20 protein-coding genes are annotated in these 22,399 nt (G+C 31.0%); 14 read left to right on the top strand and 6 right to left on the bottom strand.

Features of this window, described 5'->3' with window-relative positions:
* Positions 1 to 20: 20 nt before the first annotated feature.
* Together AMN99_RS02275 and AMN99_RS02270 are read right to left on the bottom strand one after the other, a co-directional pair.
* Entirely contained in the window at positions 21 to 962 is a 942-nt protein-coding gene (locus AMN99_RS02275) for an NAD(P)-dependent oxidoreductase (RefSeq protein WP_075506221.1), read from the bottom strand.
* A complete protein-coding gene (locus AMN99_RS02270) occupies positions 962 to 1,831 on the bottom strand; it encodes a DMT family transporter (protein ID WP_075506220.1) in 870 nt (289 codons plus the stop codon). The genes AMN99_RS02275 and AMN99_RS02270 overlap by 1 nt, the downstream gene beginning before the upstream one ends.
* A 59-nt stretch (positions 1,832 to 1,890) precedes the next feature.
* Between AMN99_RS02270 and AMN99_RS02265 the strand changes: the two genes are divergently transcribed.
* From AMN99_RS02265 to AMN99_RS02240, 6 genes are all read left to right on the top strand, one after another.
* On the top strand, positions 1,891 to 2,637 hold the full coding sequence (locus tag AMN99_RS02265; protein WP_075506219.1) for a maleate cis-trans isomerase family protein: 747 nt from the start codon (positions 1,891 to 1,893) through the stop codon (positions 2,635 to 2,637).
* Entirely contained in the window at positions 2,637 to 3,806 is a 1,170-nt protein-coding gene (locus AMN99_RS02260; RefSeq protein ID WP_075506218.1) for a M24 family metallopeptidase, read from the top strand. The genes AMN99_RS02265 and AMN99_RS02260 overlap by 1 nt, the downstream gene beginning before the upstream one ends.
* Before the next feature lie 45 nt (positions 3,807 to 3,851).
* Positions 3,852 to 4,937 carry an ABC transporter ATP-binding protein gene (locus AMN99_RS02255; protein WP_075506217.1) on the top strand — a complete coding sequence of 362 codons (1,086 nt, stop codon included), beginning with the start codon at positions 3,852 to 3,854 and terminating at the stop codon, positions 4,935 to 4,937.
* A 116-nt stretch (positions 4,938 to 5,053) separates the two neighbouring features.
* On the top strand, positions 5,054 to 6,178 hold the full coding sequence (locus AMN99_RS02250) for an extracellular solute-binding protein (protein ID WP_075506216.1): 1,125 nt from the start codon (positions 5,054 to 5,056) through the stop codon (positions 6,176 to 6,178).
* A 63-nt stretch (positions 6,179 to 6,241) separates the two neighbouring features.
* Entirely contained in the window at positions 6,242 to 7,501 is a 1,260-nt protein-coding gene (locus tag AMN99_RS02245) for an ABC transporter permease (protein ID WP_075506215.1), read from the top strand.
* A gap of 2 nt (positions 7,502 to 7,503) precedes the next feature.
* Positions 7,504 to 8,358 (top strand): ABC transporter permease, encoded by an 855-nt coding sequence (locus AMN99_RS02240; RefSeq protein WP_075506214.1) that lies wholly within the window; start codon positions 7,504 to 7,506, stop codon positions 8,356 to 8,358.
* On the opposite strand, the gene AMN99_RS02235 is transcribed toward AMN99_RS02240, so the two are convergent.
* Positions 8,359 to 9,486 carry a thiolase family protein gene (locus AMN99_RS02235; protein WP_075506213.1) on the bottom strand — a complete coding sequence of 376 codons (1,128 nt, stop codon included), beginning with the start codon at positions 9,484 to 9,486 and terminating at the stop codon, positions 8,359 to 8,361. It abuts the gene before it with no gap.
* 105 nt (positions 9,487 to 9,591) lie between these two features.
* On the opposite strand from AMN99_RS02235, the gene AMN99_RS02230 reads away from it, so the two are divergent.
* Positions 9,592 to 11,814, top strand: a complete 2,223-nt coding sequence (locus AMN99_RS02230; RefSeq protein ID WP_075506212.1) for a 3-hydroxyacyl-CoA dehydrogenase/enoyl-CoA hydratase family protein — start codon at positions 9,592 to 9,594, stop codon at positions 11,812 to 11,814.
* Here the strand turns inward: AMN99_RS02230 and AMN99_RS02225 are convergent.
* Together AMN99_RS02225 and AMN99_RS02220 are read right to left on the bottom strand one after the other, a co-directional pair.
* Complete coding sequence (locus tag AMN99_RS02225) at positions 11,807 to 12,457, bottom strand: peptidylprolyl isomerase (RefSeq protein WP_075506211.1); 651 nt, start codon at positions 12,455 to 12,457, stop codon at positions 11,807 to 11,809. The two genes, AMN99_RS02230 and AMN99_RS02225, sit on opposite strands and share 8 nt — an antisense overlap.
* Positions 12,454 to 13,182, bottom strand: a complete 729-nt coding sequence (locus AMN99_RS02220; protein ID WP_075506210.1) for a putative zinc-binding metallopeptidase — start codon at positions 13,180 to 13,182, stop codon at positions 12,454 to 12,456. Before AMN99_RS02220 ends, AMN99_RS02225 begins: the two co-directional genes overlap by 4 nt.
* A 53-nt stretch (positions 13,183 to 13,235) precedes the next feature.
* On the opposite strand from AMN99_RS02220, the gene speB reads away from it, so the two are divergent.
* Positions 13,236 to 14,195, top strand: coding sequence for an agmatinase (gene speB, locus AMN99_RS02215; RefSeq protein ID WP_075506209.1), 960 nt, complete (start codon positions 13,236 to 13,238; stop codon positions 14,193 to 14,195).
* Between the two features lie 20 nt (positions 14,196 to 14,215).
* Positions 14,216 to 15,649 (top strand): aldehyde dehydrogenase family protein, encoded by a 1,434-nt coding sequence (locus AMN99_RS02210; protein WP_075506208.1) that lies wholly within the window; start codon positions 14,216 to 14,218, stop codon positions 15,647 to 15,649.
* On the opposite strand, the gene argE is transcribed toward AMN99_RS02210, so the two are convergent.
* Positions 15,646 to 16,824: an acetylornithine deacetylase gene (argE, locus tag AMN99_RS02205; protein ID WP_075506207.1), complete on the bottom strand. Its 1,179-nt coding sequence runs from the start codon at positions 16,822 to 16,824 to the stop codon at positions 15,646 to 15,648. The genes AMN99_RS02210 and argE overlap by 4 nt on opposite strands.
* Positions 16,825 to 16,851: 27 nt before the next feature.
* Here argE and AMN99_RS02200 point away from each other — a divergent pair, with 27 nt between their 5' ends.
* Genes AMN99_RS02200 through AMN99_RS02180 form a run of 5 tightly spaced genes read left to right on the top strand, consistent with a single transcriptional unit; the run spans position 16,852 to position 22,399 of the window.
* Positions 16,852 to 17,193 (top strand): tRNA-binding protein, encoded by a 342-nt coding sequence (locus AMN99_RS02200; RefSeq protein ID WP_075506296.1) that lies wholly within the window; start codon positions 16,852 to 16,854, stop codon positions 17,191 to 17,193.
* Between the two features lie 2 nt (positions 17,194 to 17,195).
* Complete coding sequence (locus AMN99_RS02195; RefSeq protein WP_075506206.1) at positions 17,196 to 17,789, top strand: LysE family translocator; 594 nt, start codon at positions 17,196 to 17,198, stop codon at positions 17,787 to 17,789.
* Between the two features lie 3 nt (positions 17,790 to 17,792).
* Entirely contained in the window at positions 17,793 to 20,462 is a 2,670-nt protein-coding gene (acnA, locus tag AMN99_RS02190) for an aconitate hydratase AcnA (protein WP_075506205.1), read from the top strand.
* A gap of 1 nt (position 20,463) precedes the next feature.
* Positions 20,464 to 21,108: a tetratricopeptide repeat protein gene (locus AMN99_RS02185; RefSeq protein WP_075506204.1), complete on the top strand. Its 645-nt coding sequence runs from the start codon at positions 20,464 to 20,466 to the stop codon at positions 21,106 to 21,108.
* Entirely contained in the window at positions 21,101 to 22,399 is a 1,299-nt protein-coding gene (locus AMN99_RS02180) for a PQQ-binding-like beta-propeller repeat protein (protein ID WP_075506203.1), read from the top strand. Before AMN99_RS02185 ends, AMN99_RS02180 begins: the two co-directional genes overlap by 8 nt.

Below are 22,399 nucleotides of genomic sequence, written 5' to 3'. Positions count from 1 at the left end.
ATCCTATTTTAGCATACTATTTAGATTTCATATCCTTTTTCCTCAGGCTCATTATCAACTAATTCTTCTGGGAAACCTTTGGCTCTAAAATCAATATTGTTTAAATCTTCCATCCTTTTTACAATCATAGAAGACCACGCTCTAGATCCATATTTTTTTTGTCCATCTTTAAATATTCCAACAACTTTTGGAGATAATTCCAGTGGGGCATTTAACTTTTTTGCCAAATCATCAAATAAACCTGTGTCTTTTAAAACTAAATCCATTGTAAAATTTATATTATAAGAACCATTTAAGATTACCTGGCTTTCTGTTTCGTGAACAAATGAATTTCCTGATGATGCAGCAATTCCTTTGAATGTTTTTTCAAGATCTAGGTTAGATTTTTTAGCAACCGTCCAAGCTTCTCCTAAGGCAACTAGGTGCACTGAAGCTAAATAATTTGTAATTACTTTAAGAGTACTTGCTGTACCTAGTTCACCAGTATGTAATACTTTTCTTCCCATGACTGTTAAGACAGGTAATATTTTTTCAAATGCTTTTCTCTCACCACCTACAAAAATTGCAATATTTCCTGTTGCAGCTCTATGACAACCACCACTTACAGGACCATCTAAAGGTATGGCATTTTTCTCAATTACTTTTTCTCCAATTCTCTTTACCTCAGCCTCATCCGTAGTACTCATTTCAAGCCAGATTTTATTTTCAGAAAGGCCTTCAAGCACTCCATCTTCAGCTTCCATAACTTCTGCACTTACTTTTAGTGATGGTAAAGAAGTAATTATAAGATCAACTTGTTCTGCAAGTTCTTTTCCAGAGTTTGCAACTTTTGCACCTAAATTTTTAAATTGATCTGTTAAATTTTGGTCTACGTCTCTTACTGTTAAGTCAAATCCATTTCTCAGTAAACTTCCTGCAAGTTTAGCACCTACATTTCCTAGACCTATAAAACCTATCTTCATTATTTTACCTCTTCTTTTTTATTTTTTGTAAAAACAATTAATATGACGCCAACTATTATTATTGATCCACCAATGAATAGTTCTTTTGTCGGCTCTTCTCCTAAAAGAAAAATTGCAGCCAATAATCCTGTTGGAGGAATTCCCATGGTTACAATAGGTAGAACTTTATAAATTGGATTATTTTTTATGACATAATAGAAGCAACCATAAGTAACTGGCTGCATTATAAAACCAATATAAATTGCAATTATCCAATGATTAATTTCTGCGTTAGCAAAATATTCAATAGTATTTCCATCTATGATTGCTGATAATAATATTAAAATTGGACCAGAAAATAATGCCATCCAAGCAACTAAAGCTAATGGGTTAATTTCTTTACTTAAAGGTTTCACCATTACTTGCCCAAGGGCCCAAATAGCAGAGCCCAGTATAGTCAATCCAATACCAATAATTTTTCCGTCTAAATTTGGTGAGCCAGTTAAAACATAAACACCTATAAACGCTATACCAATACCAATTAATGCTCTAACTGTTGGTTTCTCTTTAAGCATAAAGTAAGCAAAAATTACTCCAAATGGTACTTCTGTTTGAACTAATAAAACGGCAGCAGATGCATCAATCAAATCTAACCCAGAGTAAGTAATACTGTACTGCAAAGTATTAGCTATTAAAGACGCTATGAATATTTTTAATAAATATCCTCTTGGTATTGGAAACCACCAGACTAAAATTGATGCCGCAAAGATAAATCTTAAACCCATTAATAAAATTGGTGGAAAAGAATCGAAGGCTGGTTTTGCAATGACAAAACCAAAGCCTAAAAATATGGGGACCAGTGATGCAATGAAGGTATCTTTTAAATTCATGTCGTTAATTTAATATTAATGATTATTAAAGAACTTCTGATATATTCATCTTTTAAAATATGAATTCAACAAAAATAGATCCAAAATACATTAGTAAATCAAATCCAAGAGTTGGTTTAATAGCTCTTGCAAGTGATTTTATGATTGAGAGAGATTTCATTAATGTCATAAAAGACAGGGAAATTGATTTTTTTGTTAATCGTATTGAGTGTTACAATCCATTAACTCGAGAAAATCTGATTAAAATGTCAAATAAAGTAACTGAGGTTGCAAAAGATATTTTACCAGATCAAGATATTGATTGTGTTGTTTATGGCTGTACCTCTGGGACCATTGCAGCTGGATATAATTCAATTGAACAAAAAGTAAAAGCAGCAAAACCAATGGCTGATGTTACAACGCCTAGCACTGCAGCAATTAAAGCTTTAAAAACGTTAAATATAAGTAAAATTTCTTTGTTCACACCTTATAGTAAAAAACTAAATGATGATGTTTTAGAATATTTTCAAAATGAAGGATTTGAAATTACTTCTAATTCTTACTTTGATATTGAAGCTGATTATGACATTGGCAAAGTAGATCAAGATTATTTGTATGCAGTATTATCTAAAATTGATTTAAACGGGGCAGAAGCTTTGTTTGTTTCGTGTACAGCACTACCTGTATTACCCATTATTGAAAAACTTGAAAAAAAATTGAACACAATAGTTTTATCTAGTAATCAAGCATTAATTTGGGATACACTAGTAAAAATAAATAAAAATAACTCTGTTGAGGGATTTGGAAAACTATTTGAGGCAAACTAATGTCATTTACTAAAGAAGAATACAAACAAAGATTAAAAAAAGTTCAAAAAATGATGCAAGAAAAAGGCATCGAACTTTTAATTTCTCATGACACTAATAATTTATATTATCTTACTGGTTATGATGCTTGGTCTTTTTATTATGCCCAATGCGCAATTGTTCATGTAAATGCTGATGAGCCATTATGTTTCGTAAGAGCTCAAGATGCAGGTGGGGCTTATATAAAAACTTATTTAAAAGATGAAAATATTTTAGTTTATGATGAAGAGTACATTCATACTTGGCCAAAACATCCTTACGATAGATTGGTTGAAATAATTAAAGAGAGAAAATGGGATAATCTATCAATTGGGTTAGAGATGGATGCTCACTATTTTACAGCTTTTTGTTATGAAAAAATAAAACAAGGTTTGCCAAATGCCAAATTAAAAGACAGTGATCGATTAGTGAACTGGGCAAGATTTACAAAATCGGATGCAGAAATAAACTATATGAAATCTGCTGCTAAAATTTCTGAAAGCGCGATGAAAACTGCAATGGAAGTAATAAATCCAGGAGTTCGTCAGTGTGATGCAGTTGGTGAAATTCAAAAAGCACTTTTTTATGGGACAGAGGAATTTGGTGGCGAATATGCAAGTATTGCAACATTGCTACCAACAGGAAAAGGGACTTCAGCTTCTCATTTAACGGCAACTCAAGATAAATTTGTGAAAGGAGAGGCAACAATCATTGAGCTCTCTGGAACCTATAAGAGATATCATGCGCCAATGGCTAGAACAGTATTACTTGGAGAGCCAAATCAACAAAAAATTGATACGATGAATAAAACTATTGAAGCTTTAAATTCTGGTATTAGCGCAATTAAAGCAGGAAATACGGTAGATGATGTTGCTCAAGCTTTTTGGAAAATACTAGATAAATACGGTATCGAAAAAAGATCAAGAACTGGTTATTCAATAGGAATAGGTTACCCTCCTGATTGGGGAGAACATACTCTTAATATATATAAAGGAGACAAGACAGTTCTTGAGCCTAATGTTTGTTTTCATATGATTGCTGTGATGCAATTTGGTGATTGGGGTGTTGAGGCTTCCGAGGCTATTAGGGTTACAGAAAATGGTTCAGAGTTATTTTGTAATTTTTCAAAAGAGCTTCATATCAAGAGTTAATTTACTATTGAAATCTACTTTCACAAATGCTTAATAATCAAATTTATGTCTAAAAATCCTGAATTCGTAAAATTTGATAAAGTAGATAAAAGTTATGACGGCAAAGTACTTGTCGTTAAAGATCTTCAATTAGATATTGCTGAAGGTGAATTTATAACGATGCTTGGACCATCTGGCTCAGGTAAAACAACTTGTTTAATGATGTTAGCTGGATTTGAAACTCCAACTAATGGAGAAATTTTATTAGATGGAAATATTATTTCAAACATTCCACCTCACAAAAGAGGAATTGGAATGGTGTTCCAAAATTATGCACTGTTTCCTCACATGACAGTTTACGAAAATTTAGCGTTTCCTTTAAGAGTAAGAAAAGTTGAAAAAGATGAAATTGATAAAAAGGTAGATAAAGCTTTATCGATGGTTTCTTTAAATGGATTTGAATCTAGAATGCCAGCACAACTTTCTGGAGGACAACAACAAAGGGTTGCTGTTGCAAGAGCACTAGTATTTGATCCAGCTGTTGTTTTAATGGATGAGCCACTTGGTGCATTAGATAAAAATTTAAGAGAGAGCATGCAGTATGAAATTAAACATATTCATGAAAGCATTGGTGTCACTGTTGTCTATGTAACTCATGATCAAAGTGAAGCTCTTACTATGTCAAATAGAATAGCTGTATTTAATGATGGTAAAGTTCAACAGTTATCTGATCCAGCAGAACTATATGAAAAACCTGTTAACTCTTTCGTTGCAGAGTTTATAGGTGAAAATAATACATTTAATGGTGAGGTATCTGATATTGATAAGGATACATGTAAAGTTAAATTAGGTAATGCAGAAATCTTAGCTAATCCTATTTCAGTAAAATCTAAAGGTGAAAAAACTACAGTATCTCTAAGACCAGAGAGAGCATTAATAAATCCTGCTGATAAAATGGATAATATGTTTACTGGAAAAATTGAGGAAGTAATTTATCATGGAGATCATACCAGAGTTAGATTAAATCTTCTTGGAAGTTCAGAATTTATTTTAAAAGTTCCAAATAGTACTTCGAATCTAGAGCTTAAAGTTAGTGAGGATATTAACATTGGCTGGAACAGTGTTGATGCTAGAGCTTTAGATCCTAAATAGTTTCAACAAAAAATACAAATCTTTACAAGATAAAATGAGCTGTTGACTTCACTAACTCATTTTGGTGTACTTTAATTATATAAATTAATTTATATTAACGTTTAAACGGAGGAATAATGAAAAAATTAAGTAAATTATTACTTGCTCTTTCTTTTGCTCTTTCAATAACTTCATCAGCATTTGCAGTAACAGTTGCATCTTGGGGTGGAGCTTATACAGAGTCTCAAAAGTTAGGGTATGGTGATCCAACTGCTAAGGCACTTGGAATAGATATCAACTGGGTTGACTATTCTGGTGGTTTATCAGAAATTAAAGCACAAAAAGAAGCAGGTGCTATCACTTGGGATATCATAGACTTATTTGCATTTGATACAATTAACGGATGTGATGAAGGTTTATTTGTTAAATTTGATTTTGACAAAGACTTCCCAGCTGCACCAGATGGAACTCCTGCAAGTGAAGACTTCTTCACAGGAATGCCAAGTGAATGTGCTGTAGGAAACATCTTATATTCTTGGAATTATGCGTTCGATACTAGAGCATTTGATGGTAAAGAGCCTAAAACTATCAAAGACTTTTTTGATACTAAAAAGTTTCCTGGAAAAAGAGCTATCTACAAAAGTGCTTTAACTAACCTTGAAATCGCTTTAGCTGCTGATGGAGTTAAAATGGGTAAAGGTGGTGACAGACTTTATAGATTTATGGAAGAAAAAGATGGATACATCGACAGAGCTATGAACAAAGTTAAAGAACTTTGTGAAGATCCAAATGGAGGATGTGTATTCTGGTCTGCTGGTGCACAACCACCTGAATTATTAGTTGCAGGTGAAGTTGTAATGGCAACAGGTTGGAATGGAAGATTCTTCAACGCTGAAGTTGGTGAAGGTGCTCCAATTAAACAAGTATGGGATGGTCAAGGTTTAGACTATGAATATTTCGCACTTGTTGATGGTGGTCCAGACCAAGAGAATGCTATGAAAGCTTTAGCGATGATGACTAACACTGAGATGTTAGCAGGTAGCGCGAAGTACATTGCATACGCTCCATGGAGAAAATCTTCTCTTGAAATAATCAAAGCTGGTGAGCCATGGTACAAAGATGGTAAAACAGAAATGATGCCTCAAATGCCTACTTCTCCACAAAATACTAAAAATTACTTTTTAGTAGACCCGTTCTTCTGGGCTGATTATGGAACAGAGATTGGTGAAAAATGGGAAGCAATGAAAGCAGGTTTAAATTAAAACTAGTTTTTAATTTAAAAATTATATAATATTTAAGGGCGGTTTTATAACCGCCCTTTTTTTATGAGCTCAGAAAATAAAATATTAACTACTGACGGTATACCACTTGAAGTAAGCTTAAAAAAAGCTGAGAGAAAGAACAAAATCAAAGCCTTTGTTCTTGTAGCTCCATTATTATTATTTTTAGTTATCACTTATATTTTTCCAATCGGAGAAATGTTTACGAGAAGTATTGATGACAAAATGATAACCAACATGCTTCCTAAAACGTTTAAGGAAATGGAGAAATGGGATGGAAAAGAATTACCATCAGAAGAAGTTTTTGCTGGTTTTTATTATGACTACAAGGCACTTGTTGAAAAACAAGAACACGGAAAACTTGGTCAAAGATTAAATAAAGAAAAAAATGGTTTTAATTCAACAACTAAAAGATTGTTCAGAAATATTAAAAGAAAAAAAATAGATGAAAGTGCTAGCATCAAAGAACAGATGATGAAGGTACACAAAAATTGGGGCAAAGTTGAATATTGGCAAGCTATAAAGAGAACTGCACCGCCTTATACATTAGCTAAATATCTTAAAGGTATGGATATGTATTATGCACCAGATGGAAGCATTGCCCAAGTTGATGAAGATAGAAGAATTCATAGAATTTTGTGGCTGAGAACACTCGAAATTGCATTCTTTGTAACTTTATTTTGTTTTTTAATGGGATATCCTATAGCTCATTTATTAGCTACATTACCTATGAAGTACTCAAATTTATTGATGATTTGTGTTCTTCTTCCATTTTGGACATCACTTTTAGTTAGGACAGCTAGTTGGATGATTTTGTTACAACAACAGGGAGTCGTTAATGATTTCTTTGTCATGATAGGATTAGTTGCAGACGATAACAGGCCAGAAATGATGTACAATAAAGTTGGAACTTATGTGGCGATGACACAGATACTGTTACCATTTATGGTTCTTCCACTTTACAGTGTGATGAAAACGATCTCACCAAGCTTAATGAGAGCAGGAAAATCTTTAGGAGGAACTCCTTTTGTTGCATTTTGGAAAGTATATTTCCCTTTAACTATTCCAGGTATAGGAGCCGGATGTTTGTTAGTATTTATATTAGCAATTGGATATTACATTACTCCAGCATTGGTAGGAGGTGCTTCTGGAACATTGATAAGTAACCAGATTGCATTTCATATGAAGCAAACTTTGGATTGGAGTTTTGCATCTGCAATGGGTTTAATGTTGTTAACTGGAGTTTTAGTAATTTACTGGATTTATAACAAATTAGTTGGAGTAGATAATATTAAGTTAGGATAATTATGGCATTACCAAGTTATACAGAAACACGTTATAGAATTTGGCATTATTTTTATTTAGCCATTTGTGCTTTTGTATTTTTCTTTTTAATCGCACCTTTGTTTGTAATATTTCCATTGTCATTTAATGCAGAAGAATTTTTAGTTTTCTCTGAGGGAATGAAAAATCTTGATCCAGATGCGTTTTCTTTGAGATGGTATAAAGATATGATTTATGGAACTAAAAACCCATGGGGGTTAGCTGCAAAAAATAGTTTTATAATTGCTATATTTGCAACTATTGGTTCAATAATTCTTGGAACCTTGGCAGCACTAGGTTTGAGTAGTAGGCACATGCCTTATAAAGGAATTATAATGGCTACTCTTATTTCTCCAATGATTGTTCCATTAATTATATCAGGCGTTGCAATATTTTTTTTCATGGCAAAAGTTGGCTTAGCAGCAACGCATACAGGAATAGTTTTTGCTCATATAATACTAGGAACTCCATTTGTTGTAATCACGGTAACTGCAACCCTATCAGGATTTGATCATAGTGTAACAAGAGCTGCTGCTAGTTTAGGTAGTAATCCTGTAAATACTTTTATGAAAATTACTCTTCCATTGATATTACCAGGTGTAATTTCAGGAGGTTTATTTGCATTTGTAACTTCATTTGATGAAGTGGTTGTAGTTTTATTTCTTGCTGGTTTAGAAAATACTACAATTCCAGTTCAAATGTGGACAGGTCTTAGAGAACAGTTAAGTCCAACAATTCTTGCTGTTGCAACATGTTTAATTATTCTTTCGACTTTAATCTTGATTAGTGCAGAATTATTAAGAAGAAGATCTGAGAGATTAAGAGGAATTAATAGATAATTAAACTGCTTCTATTATTGTTGCAATTCCCATTCCTAAGCCAATACATTGAGTAGCAAGAGCGTACTTTTTATTTTCTCTTTTCAAAAGTTGTGCAGCTTTTCCTGTTATCCTCGCACCCGTTGCACCTAATGGATGCCCTAAAGCAATTGCACCACCATCTAAATTTACTTTATTAATATCTATTTCTAAATCTTTAATACAAGCTAGTGATTGAGATGCGAAAGCTTCATTTAGCTCCACAATATCAATGTCTTTTATTGAAAGTTTAGCTCTTTCCAGAGCTTTTTTGGTCGCCGAAATTGGTCCTAACCCCATATAGTTTGGATCACATCCTTCAACAGCAGTTGATTTTATTCTCCCAAGAATTTCTAAACCATTTTCCTTAGCAAAGTTTTCTTCACATATTAGAGTTGCAGCAGCTCCATCAGTTAGGGGAGATGAAGTTGCAGCCGTGACAGTTCCATTTTGATCAAATACCAACTTTAAACTATCTAGTTTTTCCATTGTACTGTTGGGTCTAATATTTTCGTCAGTTTCACAATCACCTATCTTAGTAATTTCACTTTTAAATTTATCTTTTTGTTGTGCTTTATTTGCTTTTCTATGACTTTCTAATGAGAACTCTTGTTGCTCTGTTCTTGAAATATTGTATTTTTTTGCAACATTCTCAGCAGTAATTCCCATTGATAAATATAAATGTGGATTTTGTTTTGCTTCATCAGAATATGGGTAGGGTAAAGGATCAAAGCCAGTTCTAACTCTTGTCATGCTTTCAACACCTCCACAAATAAATATCTTACCTGATCCCATTGCTATTTTTCCTGCTGCTATATGAATTGCCTCCATTGAAGATCCACACCATCTATCTACAGACATGCCAGGAACTCTCATATCTAGATCTGATAAAAAAGTTACTAATCTTCCAATATTAAAACATTGTTCACCAACCTGAAAAGCGCAGCCAACAACAACATCATCAATTTCTTTTGGATTAATTTTTGATTGTGAAACAAGTTTTTTAATTACTTCAGCTAGTAAATTAACCGGTTTTACATCTATTAATTTTCCTTTATTTGCCATTGCAAAAGGTGATCTGGAGTAACCAGCTATTACTGAATTGTACATTTTTCTCTTTAATATTGTGTTAATTTATATAGCTTATCAATTTAATTAATCAGGAAATTTGTCTTATTTCAAGTTTTTGATTAATTCAATAAAAGTTTGCTGATTATGGATATAAAAAAAGTAGTTGTTATAGGATCTGGTACGATGGGTAGTGGAATTGCAGCACACCTTTGTAACGCAAATGTACCAGTTACTCTTTTAGATTTAACAACAGAAATATCTGAAAAAGCTAGAGACAGAATTCACAAATCAAGACCTCCATTACTTTTAGATAAAACCAAAATTGAAAATATTAAAGTTGGAAATATTAATGATAATTTTGATGTCGTAAAAGAAGCTGATTGGGTTGTCGAGGCTGTTGTTGAAAGAATTGATATTAAACACAATATCTATGAAAAAATATTTAAGAATAGAAAACAAGGAGCAATTGTTTCATCAAACACATCATCTATCCCAATTAAAGTTTTATCAGAAAAATTAACTGAAGAAGAAAAAAAAGATTTTTGCATTACTCATTTCTTTAATCCAGTTAGATACATGGGGTTACTTGAAATTGTAAAAAACGAAAATAATGATTTAAATAAAATTAATTCTCTTAAAAAATTTTGTGAAATTGAATTAGGTAAAGGAGCTATTGTTTGTAATGACACTCCTGGTTTTTTAGGAAATAGAATAGGTGTTTATGCAATGCAGGTAGCAATGACAGAAGCATTTAGAATGAAATTATCAATTGAAGAAGCTGATGCAGTCTTTGGAAGACCAATGGGCATACCTAAAACAGGAGTTTTTGGATTATACGACCTAATTGGAATTGATTTGATGGCTGATGTTTTAAAAAGCTTTATTAAAGAACTTTCTGATAATGACGAATTTCAAATTGTTGCAAAAGAAATTCCGTTAGTAAAAAAATTGATTGATACTGGCTACACTGGACGAAAAGGAAAAGGTGGTTTTTACAGAATGAATAAAAGTGGAAACCAAAAAGTATTAGAAGCTATCGATTTAGAAACAGGTGAATACACAACCTCAAAAAAAATAGATTTAGGAGTTGAGACTGTAGATATTAATAATTTAATTAATCGTAAAGATAAATATGGAGAATATGCTTGGGAAGTAATTTCTAAAATAATAAAATACGCATCGTCTTTAGTTCCAGGAATTACAGATAAGTTCAACGATATAGATGAGGCAATGAGACTTGGTTTCAATTGGGCAATGGGTCCTTTTGAAATGTTAAAATCAATTGGAGTAGAAAATTTTTTTTCAAGAATAGATAATTTTGAAAATAATAAATTTTTAGAAAATTTATCAAAATCAAAAGATGAAAACTTTTATGGAGAAAGACAGCTTTACACTGATATTGAAACATTAGGAAAAATAAGACCAACAGCAATAAAAGTAGATAAAAATAATTCTGCTGAAATTTACCGTTTTAAAGATTTTAATATTGTTGAATTTACCACAAAAGCTTGTGCATTAGATTATGATTCGATGGATGCATTAAAAAATGCAACTGACAAACCACTTATTGTTATGAATGAAAGCATGCAATTTTCTGCAGGTGTGAATTTGAGTTATACGATGAATTTTGCAGACAAGGGTGATTTCAAATCTATAGAAAAATTTATCAAATACTTCCAGGATACATGCAAAACATTAAAATATTCTAAGTACCCGGTAGTGTCTGCACCTTCCGGTCTTACTTTAGGTGGTGGTTTTGAAGTTTTGGTTCAAAGTAACTTTGTTGCATCACACACAAATATTGTGGTTGGTCTTGTAGAGACAATTGTTGGATTGGTGCCAGCTGGAGGCGGATGTAAAGAAATGCTATGGAGGTGGTCACAAACGGAAGAAGCAAAATCTGATCCTGATTATGCTCCTTTAAAAGTATTTGATATTATTGGATACGCAAAAACTGCAACTTCTCCTGTAGAAGCTGAGCCTTTAAAATACTTAAAACCTGAGGATAAAAAAATCATGAATAGAAATAGTCTTTTTGAAGAGGCGAGAAAACTTATTCATCAAAATAACGATTTTGTTCCTCCAGGAGAGTGTAAATTTAATTTATCTGGAAAACCTTTGAAAGAAAAAATGATTAAAGTTTTAGAGAAATTATATAATGATAAAATAATATTAGATCATGGAATGCATGTTGGAATTGAACTTGCAAATATTTTAAGTGGCGGTGATACAAATTTAGATAAAACTTTATCAGAAGATGATCTTTATAAGTTAGAGTTAGATTCTTTTATGAGATTGATAGAAACCAAACAAACTCAAGATAGAATTAAATATACTCTTTCAACCGGAAAACCTTTAGTTAATTAGTCTCTAACATTCTAAAAGTGTTTATATAATCAGGTCTAAGTACATAGATTGCTTTATTCCCTGTTTTTATTTTCTTAAGTATTTCCAGTCCATACTTCACTTTTCCAAGTGGAGTGTATTCCCCTTGATAAATTGGAATTTCTTTTAACGTCATAAAAAACTCACTATCCTCAGTATCAAATTCTCTTGATCTTGCAAATCCAACACTACCTTCAGTAAATTCAAAATCATCACTAAGTTCTGATTTTAATGATCCCAATCCAGATTTGCCACTTCCAATTTTTGAGTAATCTAAATAATCAATGTTTCCAAATTCAATATCGCCAGCTTGAACTAAAGTATTTTCAACAACTTTATAGAATGCCGAACCATCATACATTTTTTTTTCAATTAGCGTTTTAAATCTTTCGACAGCTTTTGGAGAAATGTCAGGATATAACTCAATAATTACATTTCCACATTCTAAATTCATTACAGCAATATTATCTGGGTTTTTAAAGTTTAATTTTTTTAAATCGTTATTGTCTATAAATAGACATTTATTTTTTAATAAAAAAAAAGATGAAAAAGCAGAAACAGTTAAAATAATTAAAAAAATAAATAAAATTTTTTCTGATTTTGATGCCTTAATTGTTTTAATCATAAAATATTTTCATCGATTTTAGATATGTTTAATTTAATAAAATTAACCTTTTTGTTTAATATAGGGTCGTTTTTGATTTTCTCTTCAATTAAATTTTTATTAACCATTAAAAAAGAAAAGATTTCAGCCATATCTTCTGATGGAATAGATTTAGAGTATTCTGTTAAAAAACCATTTGTATTTTCATATAAATCTAAATTTAATCTATTTGAGCAAGTTGAGCATTCAGCGTATTCAAAATCAGAATTATTAAATAAAGAAAATTTTTGATCATTAAAATCTTCCTCATAACTATTTTGAATCATATGAAAAATTTCATGATGAATCATTCTTTCAAAATATTTTTCGTTAAAGTTTATATCTAATATTAAAGTTCTATTTTTATTATCTGGTATTCCGCCAGTATTGATGTTCGAAATAAATAAACCTTCACAAAATACAACATATTTTAAATTTATTTTTTTAAGAAATTTAGAATTGTATCTTTTAATATTTCTCTCAATTGTTGGAAATTTTGTATTAAGATTTTCTTGATTTGTCTTATTGCAAGCAATGTTGTCATCTACTCCTATTTTAAAATCTCCTTTTGCATTTAAATAACGGATATTGTTCTCATTTTTTAGTTTATAGATTTCCAAGTTCGGAATTTTGATTAGATTGTATATTTCATCAGCATTTACCTGTGAAAACTGAAATATTAAGATGAATAAAATAATAATTTTCATTAATTTATTATAGACGAATTAGATTAGATAATATTATCTTAGATTATTAAAAAATGACAAAAGAAAGAAACAAAAATCCTATTCAACCATTAAGTGGAACAAAAGTACCTCGATATGCTGGTCCAAGTACTTTTGCAAGATTACCAGAATTAAGAGATGTCGAGAGCTGTGATGTAGCGATTGTTGGTGTCCCGTTTGATGCTGGAACCAGTTATAGACCAGGAGCGAGATTTGGTCCTCAGAGTATAAGACAAGCATCTAGACATTTAAGAACAAATTATCATCCAAGTTATGATGTGGAGCCTTTTAAAATTCAACAAGTTGCAGATGCCGGAGATATTTCGTGTAATCCATTTAGTATTGATGAAGCTATTAAACAAATAGAAGAAGGAGCAACTGATCTATTAAATAAAGTAGGTGGAATAATTAGTTTAGGTGGTGATCATACAATTGCTGTGCCGTTATTAAGAGCAATTAATAAAAAAAACAAAGGACCAGTTTCTTTAGTTCATTTTGATGCTCATTTAGATACTTGGGATACTTATTTCGGTGCACCATATACACATGGAACTCCTTTTAGAAGAGCAAGAGAAGAAGGTTTATTTTTAGATGATGCTTCAATGCATGTTGGAATAAGAGGACCTCTTTATAGTAGAGATGATATTAAAAATGATGAAAGTTTTGGTTTTAAAATAATTCACTGTGATGAATTTCAAACTCAAGGAACAGATAAAATTGCAGAAAGGATTAGAAAAAGAGTAGGAGATAATCCACTTTATCTATCTATAGATATTGATGTTTTGGATCCAGCTTTTGCACCTGGTACAGGTACACCAGAAATTGCGGGAATGACTTCACGAGAAATGGTAAATGTATTGAGGGGGTTGTCTGGATTAAATTTAGTTTCAGCTGATGTAGTAGAAGTATCACCAGCATATGATCATGCTGAAGTTACGTCTCTTGCAGCTGCAACAATAGTTTACGAATTAACAAATTTATTTGCAAAATCATAAGGAAAGGATAATTTTAAATCATGTTAGACAAAAAAAATTTTTATATTAATGGAGCATGGGTTAAACCAAATAGTGCTGAAGAAATTAAAGTAATCGATCCAGCAACAGAAGAAAACTGTGCTGTAATTACTTTAGGAAATAAAGTAGATGTTGATTTAGCAGTTAGTGCAGCAAAAGATGCATACGAGTCTTGGGCTTTTTCTTCTAAAGATGAAAGAATTGCACTATTAGAAAAACTCTATGAAAATTATAAAAAAAGATGGGCAGATATTGCAGAAGCTATAACTCTTGAAATGGGTGCGCCAAAAGATTTTGCTACAAAATTACAAGCAGGAACAGGAGCAAGTCATATTAAATCATTCATCAGATATTTAAAAAATTTCGAATTTGAAAAACCATTAGGTGAACACGCTCCAAATCAAAGATTAATTTATGAACCGAAAGGTGTTTGTGCATTAATAACACCCTGGAACTGGCCAATGAACCAAGTTTGTTTAAAAGTAATGCCAGCAATTGCTGCAGGTTGTACAATGGTTTTAAAACCTTCAGAATTAGCACCACTTTCATCAATGATACTTGCTGAAATTATTGATGAAGTAAAATTCCCAAAAGGTGTGTTTAATTTAGTTAATGGTGATGGAGCAACAACAGGCGATGCTCTTACAAGTCATCCAGATATTAATATGATTTCTTTTACAGGCTCAACAAGAGCTGGAGCTTTGATTTCTCAAAATGCTGCTAAAGATTTTAAAAGAGTAAGCTTAGAATTAGGTGGTAAAGGCGCAAATATTATTTTTAAAGATGCTGATCCAGAAGCAATTGAAAGAGGGGCATTAAGATGTTTTAGAAATTCTGGACAATCTTGTAATGCTCCAACAAGAATGTTGGTTGAAAAATCAATGTACGACGATGCTATAGAGAGATTAAAAAAATATACTGATAACTTTGAGGTGGGTGATCCTAAAAAAGAAGGAGAACACATAGGTCCTGTTATTTCAGAGACTCAATACAATAAAATTCAAACTTTGATCCAAAAAGGTATTGATGAGGGTGCAAAATTAGTTGCTGGAGGAACAGGTAAACCTGACGGATTAGATAAAGGTTACTTTGTTAAACCAACTGTTTTTGCAGATGTAAATAACAATATGGATGTTGCAAGAACTGAAATTTTTGGACCTGTTCTATCTGTTATCCCATTTGAAACAGAGGAAGAGGCAATTAAAATTGCAAATGATACTTCATATGGATTAACAAACTATATCCAAACTCAAGACTCTGAAAAAGTTCAAAGAGTTGCTAGAAAATTAAGATCTGGAATGGTGGATGTTAATGGAGCTGGTATTGCAGTTGATGCACCCTTTGGAGGTTTTAAACACTCTGGTATTGGTAGAGAAGCAGGTGAACACGGACTAGAAGAATTTTTAGAGGTAAAAGCTGTGGGTGGTTGGAGTTAATTTACTGATTTATCTTTTACACCTTCTAAAAATTTAAGGCATTTTTTCATTTCATTTAATTCTATGAACTCATCAATTTTGTGAGCTTGTTCTATAGATCCAGGTCCACAAACAACTGTACTAATTCCTAGTTCTTGAAATAAACCAGCCTCTGTTCCAAAAGAAACTACTTCTCTTGAATTATCTCCAGTTATATTAGATACAAATTCACATGCCTCAGATTCGTCCAATCTATTAAATCCAACAACTTCACCAATTGTTTCTTTTTTAATATAAGAATCTGGAAACACTTTTTTCATTTCTGGCAAGAGTACTTCATTTGCATATTTATCAATTTCATTTGTTACAAATTCTCCATCTTCTCTTGCAACAGGTCTTGTTTCCCATTCAACAATACATTTGTCTGCAATGACATTATGAGCAATACCGCCTTTAATGCCTCCAATTGATAAAGTTGAATGTGGAGGATCAAAAATACTATTGTCTTTAACTCTTTTTTTTAGTTGTTCTCTTATTTCTAAAAGTTTTCCAACATACCTAGTTGCATATTCTGCAGCATTTACTCCTAAATGCGGTTTTGAACTATGTCCTGCTAGTCCTCCAAAGTGAACTGTGTATTCATTCATACCTTTGTGAGCATCTATAATTTTCATTGTAGTTGGTTCACCAATTATACAAATTCCATTTTTGATATCTCTTTTTTTCAACTCCTCTATTAATAAAGGAGCGCCAATACATGCAGTCTCTTCATCAAATGTGTAACAGAAATGCAAATCTCTATCTAAATTACTTTCTTTAAAGATTGGTGCATAAGCAAGTGTACATGCAATAAAACCTTTCATATCACATGAACCTCTTCCATAAAGTTTATCATTTTTAATTGTTGCAACAAATGGATCAGTGCTCCAACCTTTAGAAACTGGAACCACATCAGTGTGTCCTGATAGGATGATTGGTTTTTTTGTGCTTTGATTTTTTGCTTTTAAAGTTCCAAAAAGATTAACTCTTTTTTTATCATCATCGTAAACTTTGAAAGTATCTATTCCAATGTTATTTAAAATGTTTTCACAATAATCAATCAAATTACTATTATCTTGGCCTGAGATAGTTTTAAATGCAATTAAGTCAGTTAAAATCTTGATTGATTTTTCATATAAATTGTTATCTATACTCATAAACTTAAAACACTATATTATATTATGATTAAAGAGCAAATTACCTATGACATTTTTGACAAAGTAGATATTAGAATTGGTACTGTAATTTCAGTTAAAAAAAATGAAAAGGCTAGAAAACCATCTTTAGTAGTTGAAGTAGATTTTGGAAGTGAAATTGGCATCAAACAATCATCAGCTCAAATTACTCACTACTATAATGAGGAGAATTTAAAAGGAAAGCAGGTCATTGCAGTTTGTAATTTTCCTGAGAAAAATATTGCTGGTGTAGTTTCACAAGTATTAGTTTTAGGAGCAATTGATGCTGAAGGAAAAGTTACACTTGTGCACCCATCACAAAAAGCTGAGAATGGTTTACCAATTGCTTAGCAATGCATCCTGAAATTCTTTCGATAACTTTATTTGGAATTGTTGCTGCATTTACACCTGGTCCTAATAACTTTGTAGCTTTTTATTCTGGTTTTAACTTTGGTATATTTAGAACACTTCCACATATAATCGGGGTTACCCTAGGTTTTCCATTTTTATTATTATGCCTAGCTTTAGGTTTGATAAATATATTTAAACTTTATCCTTTAATTCAAGAAATATTAAAATATTTAGGAACTCTATTTTTGATTTATTTAGCTTATAAAATTTCTTTTTCAGGTCCATCAAATCAAGAAAATAAAAATAAAAATCCAATTAAATTTCATGAAACTTTTATCTTTCAGTTTCTAAATCCAAAAGGTGTAATTGCATCTATAATTCTTGTATCTACTTATATAAACCCAGGAGAAACATTTGTGAGTTATACGACTCAAATTCTTGTTATGGCTTTACTAGTTTCAGTAACGAGCATAACTCTTTGGACATTTTTAGGTAAATTCTTTAGGAAATTTGCGACAAATCAGAAATTTATTAATTATTTTAATTATGCTATGTCACTGCTTCTTTTAACAAGCATAATAACTTTTTATTTATAAAATATGACACCAGGAAATAAAAATTCTTACAACTCACTAAAAAAAATCAGCATTGATAACAAAGAGTACAATTATTATTCATTAAGCGAAGCAGAAAAAAATGGGCTAGATGGAATTAATAAACTTCCAAAATCTCTAAAAGTTTTATTAGAAAATTTATTAAGATACGAAGATGATTTGAGTGTTACAAAATCTCAAATAGAAGCAATTAAAAATTGGTTAGAGTCAAAAAAATCAAAAACTGAAATTGCATATAGACCTGCTAGAGTTTTGCTTCAAGATTATACAGGAATTCCTGCTGTTGCAGATCTAGCTGCAATGAGAGAAGCTGTTAAAGAAAAAAATAAAGATCCAAATACAATCAATCCATTATCAGCAGTTGATCTTGTAATTGATCATTCTGTTCAAGTTGATCAATCTGCAAAAGCAGATTCATTTGAAAAAAATGTAGATATAGAATTCAATAGAAATGGTGAGAGATATTCATTTTTAAAATGGGGACAACAAGCTTTTGATAATTTTAGAATTGTCCCTCCAGGAACAGGAATTTGTCATCAGGTAAATTTAGAATACTTATCTAAAGTAGTTTGGTCTGAAGAATTTAAAGGTGAGAAATATATATTTCCAGATACACTTGTTGGCACAGACAGCCATACAACGATGGTTAATGGACTTTCTGTTTTAGGCTGGGGAGTAGGAGGTATTGAAGCAGAAGCAGGAATGTTAGGCCAACCTATATCTATGTTGATACCTGAAGTGATTGGTTTTGAAGTTAAAAATAAAATGCCCGAAGGTACGACGGCAACAGATCTTGTTTTAACAGTGGTTAAAATGTTAAGAGATAAAGGTGTTGTTGGAAAATTTGTAGAATTTTATGGAGATGGATTAAAAAATCTAACTCTTGCAGATAGAGCAACTATTGCAAATATGGCTCCAGAATACGGTGCTACTTGTGGTTTTTTTCCAATAGATGATGAAACTTTAAAATATCTAAAATTTTCAGGAAGAGATCAGCACACTGTCGAAGTAGTTGAAAAATATGCGAAAGAACAAGGGTTATGGGCAAGTAATGATTTAGAATTTACTGATGTAATTTCATTAGACATGTCTACGGTTGTACCAACTATTTCTGGGCCAAAAAGACCTCAAGATAAAGTTTTGTTAACTGATGCACCGACTTCATTTAAAAGAGTTTTATCTGAAGCAACTAATAAAGACAAAAAATCAATATCAAAAGTTTCAAATACTGATTATGAAATTCAAGATGGTTCAATTTTAATTGCTGCTATAACTTCATGTACCAATACTTCAAATCCAAATGTTTTAATTGGAGCAGGTTTGCTTGCAAAAAAAGCTGTTGAGTATGGATTAGAAGTTAAACCATGGGTTAAAACATCATTAGCACCTGGATCTCAAGTAGTGACTGACTATTTAGAAAAAGCTGGTTTAAATACTTATTTAGATCAATTAGGTTTTAATTTAGTTGGATACGGATGCACTACTTGTATTGGAAACTCAGGACCATTGCCTGAAAATATAGTAGAAGCGATTCAAAAAGAAAATATTCACGCCGTTTCTGTACTATCAGGAAATAGAAATTTTGAAGGAAGAATTTCTCCACATATTAAAGCAAACTATTTAGCTTCTCCACCATTGGTGGTTGCTTACGCAATAGCAGGACATATGGAGTTTGATTTATACAAAGATCCACTTGGAAAAAGTAAAGATGGGAAAGATATATTTTTAAAAGATATTTGGCCATCAAATCAAGAAATAGAAGATACTTTAAAACAATCTTTGAATGCTGATATGTTTATTCAAAGATACTCAAACGTTTCTGATGGTCCTACTCAATGGCAACAAATTAAAACTGAAAAAAGCAGTATTTACAAATGGGATGAAGGGTCAACTTATGTAAAAAAACCTCCATTCTTTGAAGGTTTGTCTGATGAGCCAGAAGGATTTAAAGAAATTAAAGATGCAAGACCGTTATTAATATTGGGTGATATGATAACAACAGATCACATTTCACCAGCTGGAAGCATACAAAAAGATAGTCCAACTGGAGAATATTTTATGGAACATCAAATTTTACCTAAAGATTATAATTCTTATGGCTCAAGAAGAGGAAATCATGAAGTTATGATGAGAGGAACTTTTGCTAATATTAGAATTAGAAATGAAATGGCACCAGGAACTGAGGGTGGATTTACAAAATTATATCCTGAAGAAAAAGTAATGCCCGTTTATGATGCAGTTGTTGAGTATAAAAAAAGAGGAACTGATTTAGTAGTAATAGGTGGTAAAGAATATGGAACTGGCTCTTCGAGAGATTGGGCCGCTAAAGGAACTAAACTTTTAGGAGTAAAAGCAGTTATTGCTGAAAGTTTTGAAAGAATTCATAGATCAAATTTAATTGGAATGGGAATTTTACCACTGCAATTTAAAGATGGAGAAAACAGAAAAAGTTTAAATTTAGTTGGTTCAGAACTAATAAGTGTAGTTGATATTGAAAAAGGCATAAATCCTTCTGATGAAGTTGTTATAGAGATCAAATATGTCTCTGGAGAAATTAAAAAAGTGAAGACTTTATCTAGAATAGATACTAAAAATGAGCTGGAGTATTATAAAAATGGAGGAATTCTCCAATATGTGCTAAGGAACATGATTTGATATGGATGAAGATTTATCAATAATAAATGCAAATACTAGAAACGAAAAAATTAAGAATTTTTTTGTTAATAATAAAAAGGTTCTAATTTCTTCAGTTATTGTTTTAGTTTTGGTTGTAATAGGTGTTTACAGTTACGATAAATATACAACTGATAAAAAAAGACAGATATCTGATAATTTTAATGCAATTACTATTGATCACTCTGAAAGTGCTAAAGAGACAACTTTAAATAAATTATTGGAGATAATTAATCAAAAAGATCCAACTTATTCTCCGCTCTCTCTTTATTTTATAATTGATAACAATCTACTTTCTGATCAAAACGAGGTTAATAAATTATTTGATGTCATAATCGATGAAACATCACTAGATAAAGAAATTAAAAATTTAGTTATCTATAAAAAGGGACTATTTAATGCAGATCAGGCAAATGAAGCTGATTTACTAAATATGCTAAATCCATTAATTAATTCAGAAAGTGTATGGAAATCGCACGCATTATACTTAATGGCCGAATATTTTTATGCTCAAGATCAAAAACAAAAAGCAAAAGAATTTTTTCAACAAATAACGACTTTAGAAAATCCAAATCCAGATATAAGAATAGAATCAGAGAAAAGATTAAACAGAGATTTGAGTGATTAGACTATTAGCATTATTTATTACATTTTTTCTTTTAAATAATTGTTCTTTCAATGAAAATTCAAGAATTTGGAAAGACAAGGAAAAAGATTTATCAGAAAAAGAAAATGTAAAAAAAATATTTGCAGAGGAAGAAGTAAAAGCATCTGAATTTAATCAAGAAGTTAAACTTGATTTATCTGGATTAAGAACAACCAACAAAATAATAGATAATACTAACAACTACGGTGCTCAAAGCTATGAGGGTCAATTAGAAAAAATTGGTAGTTTTAAATTTTTAAAGTTAGATGAAATAAATAATCTTAATTACAAGCCAATTTTCCTATCAGATGGATTAATTTTCTTTGATAAAAAGGGTACAATTATTAGATACGATAATAATAAAAAAGTTTTATGGAAAAAAAATCATTACACCAAGTCAGAAAAAAAATTAAGACCCAAGTTAAATTTTGCAATTAAAGAAAATAATATATTCGTTACAGACAGTATTGCTAAATATTATTCGATTAATCTTGAAACAGGTGAATTGAATTGGACAAAAAATAACACCTATCCATTTAATTCAGATATCAAAAGTTATAAAAACAATATTTTTGTAGTTGATTATAAAAATACTTTGAGATGTTATAAAATTGAAGATGGATCTGAATGTTGGAATTTACAAACAGAAGATTCTTTTACAATATCAAATGCAAAATATTCATTAATTGTAATTGATGAAATGGTGGTGTTTAGCAACTCAATTGGAGATATCACAGCAGTTGATATTGCAACTGGATTAATCACTTGGCAATTACCAACTCAAAGCAGTAGCATCATCAATGAAACTTATAACTTTAAAATATCAAAATTAGTATCAGATGGAAAATCTATCTTTTTTTCAAATAATAAAAATGAATTTTATTCAGTAGATGTTAAAACAGGAGTAGTTAATTGGATAAATGATTTAAATTCTAACATTACTCCTATAATTACTGGTAATTTGATTTTTACAGTTTCTAATGATGGATATTTGCATGTAGTTGAAAAAAACAAAGGCAACATTCTTAGAATTACAGATCTTTTTAAAAATTATAAAATTAAAAAAAGAAAAGAAATTGAACCAGTTGGTTTTGTGATAGGTAATACTAATTTGTATTTAACAAACACTGATGGAAAAATAATAATTGCTGATTTAAGTGAAGGAAAAGTTTTAAACGTAGAAAAAGTTTCTGGAGATATTGTTTCAGAACCATTTATATTTAATAATAATTTGTATGTAGTTAGAAACGGTTCTATCGTACAATACAATTAA

It is taken from the genome of Candidatus Pelagibacter communis, from assembly GCF_001180225.1.
GTDB lineage: Bacteria > Pseudomonadota > Alphaproteobacteria > Pelagibacterales > Pelagibacteraceae > Pelagibacter > Pelagibacter ubique_D.
The sequence above is the reverse complement of the archived record's forward strand: the minus strand, read 5'-3'. Positions and strand labels throughout refer to the sequence as shown.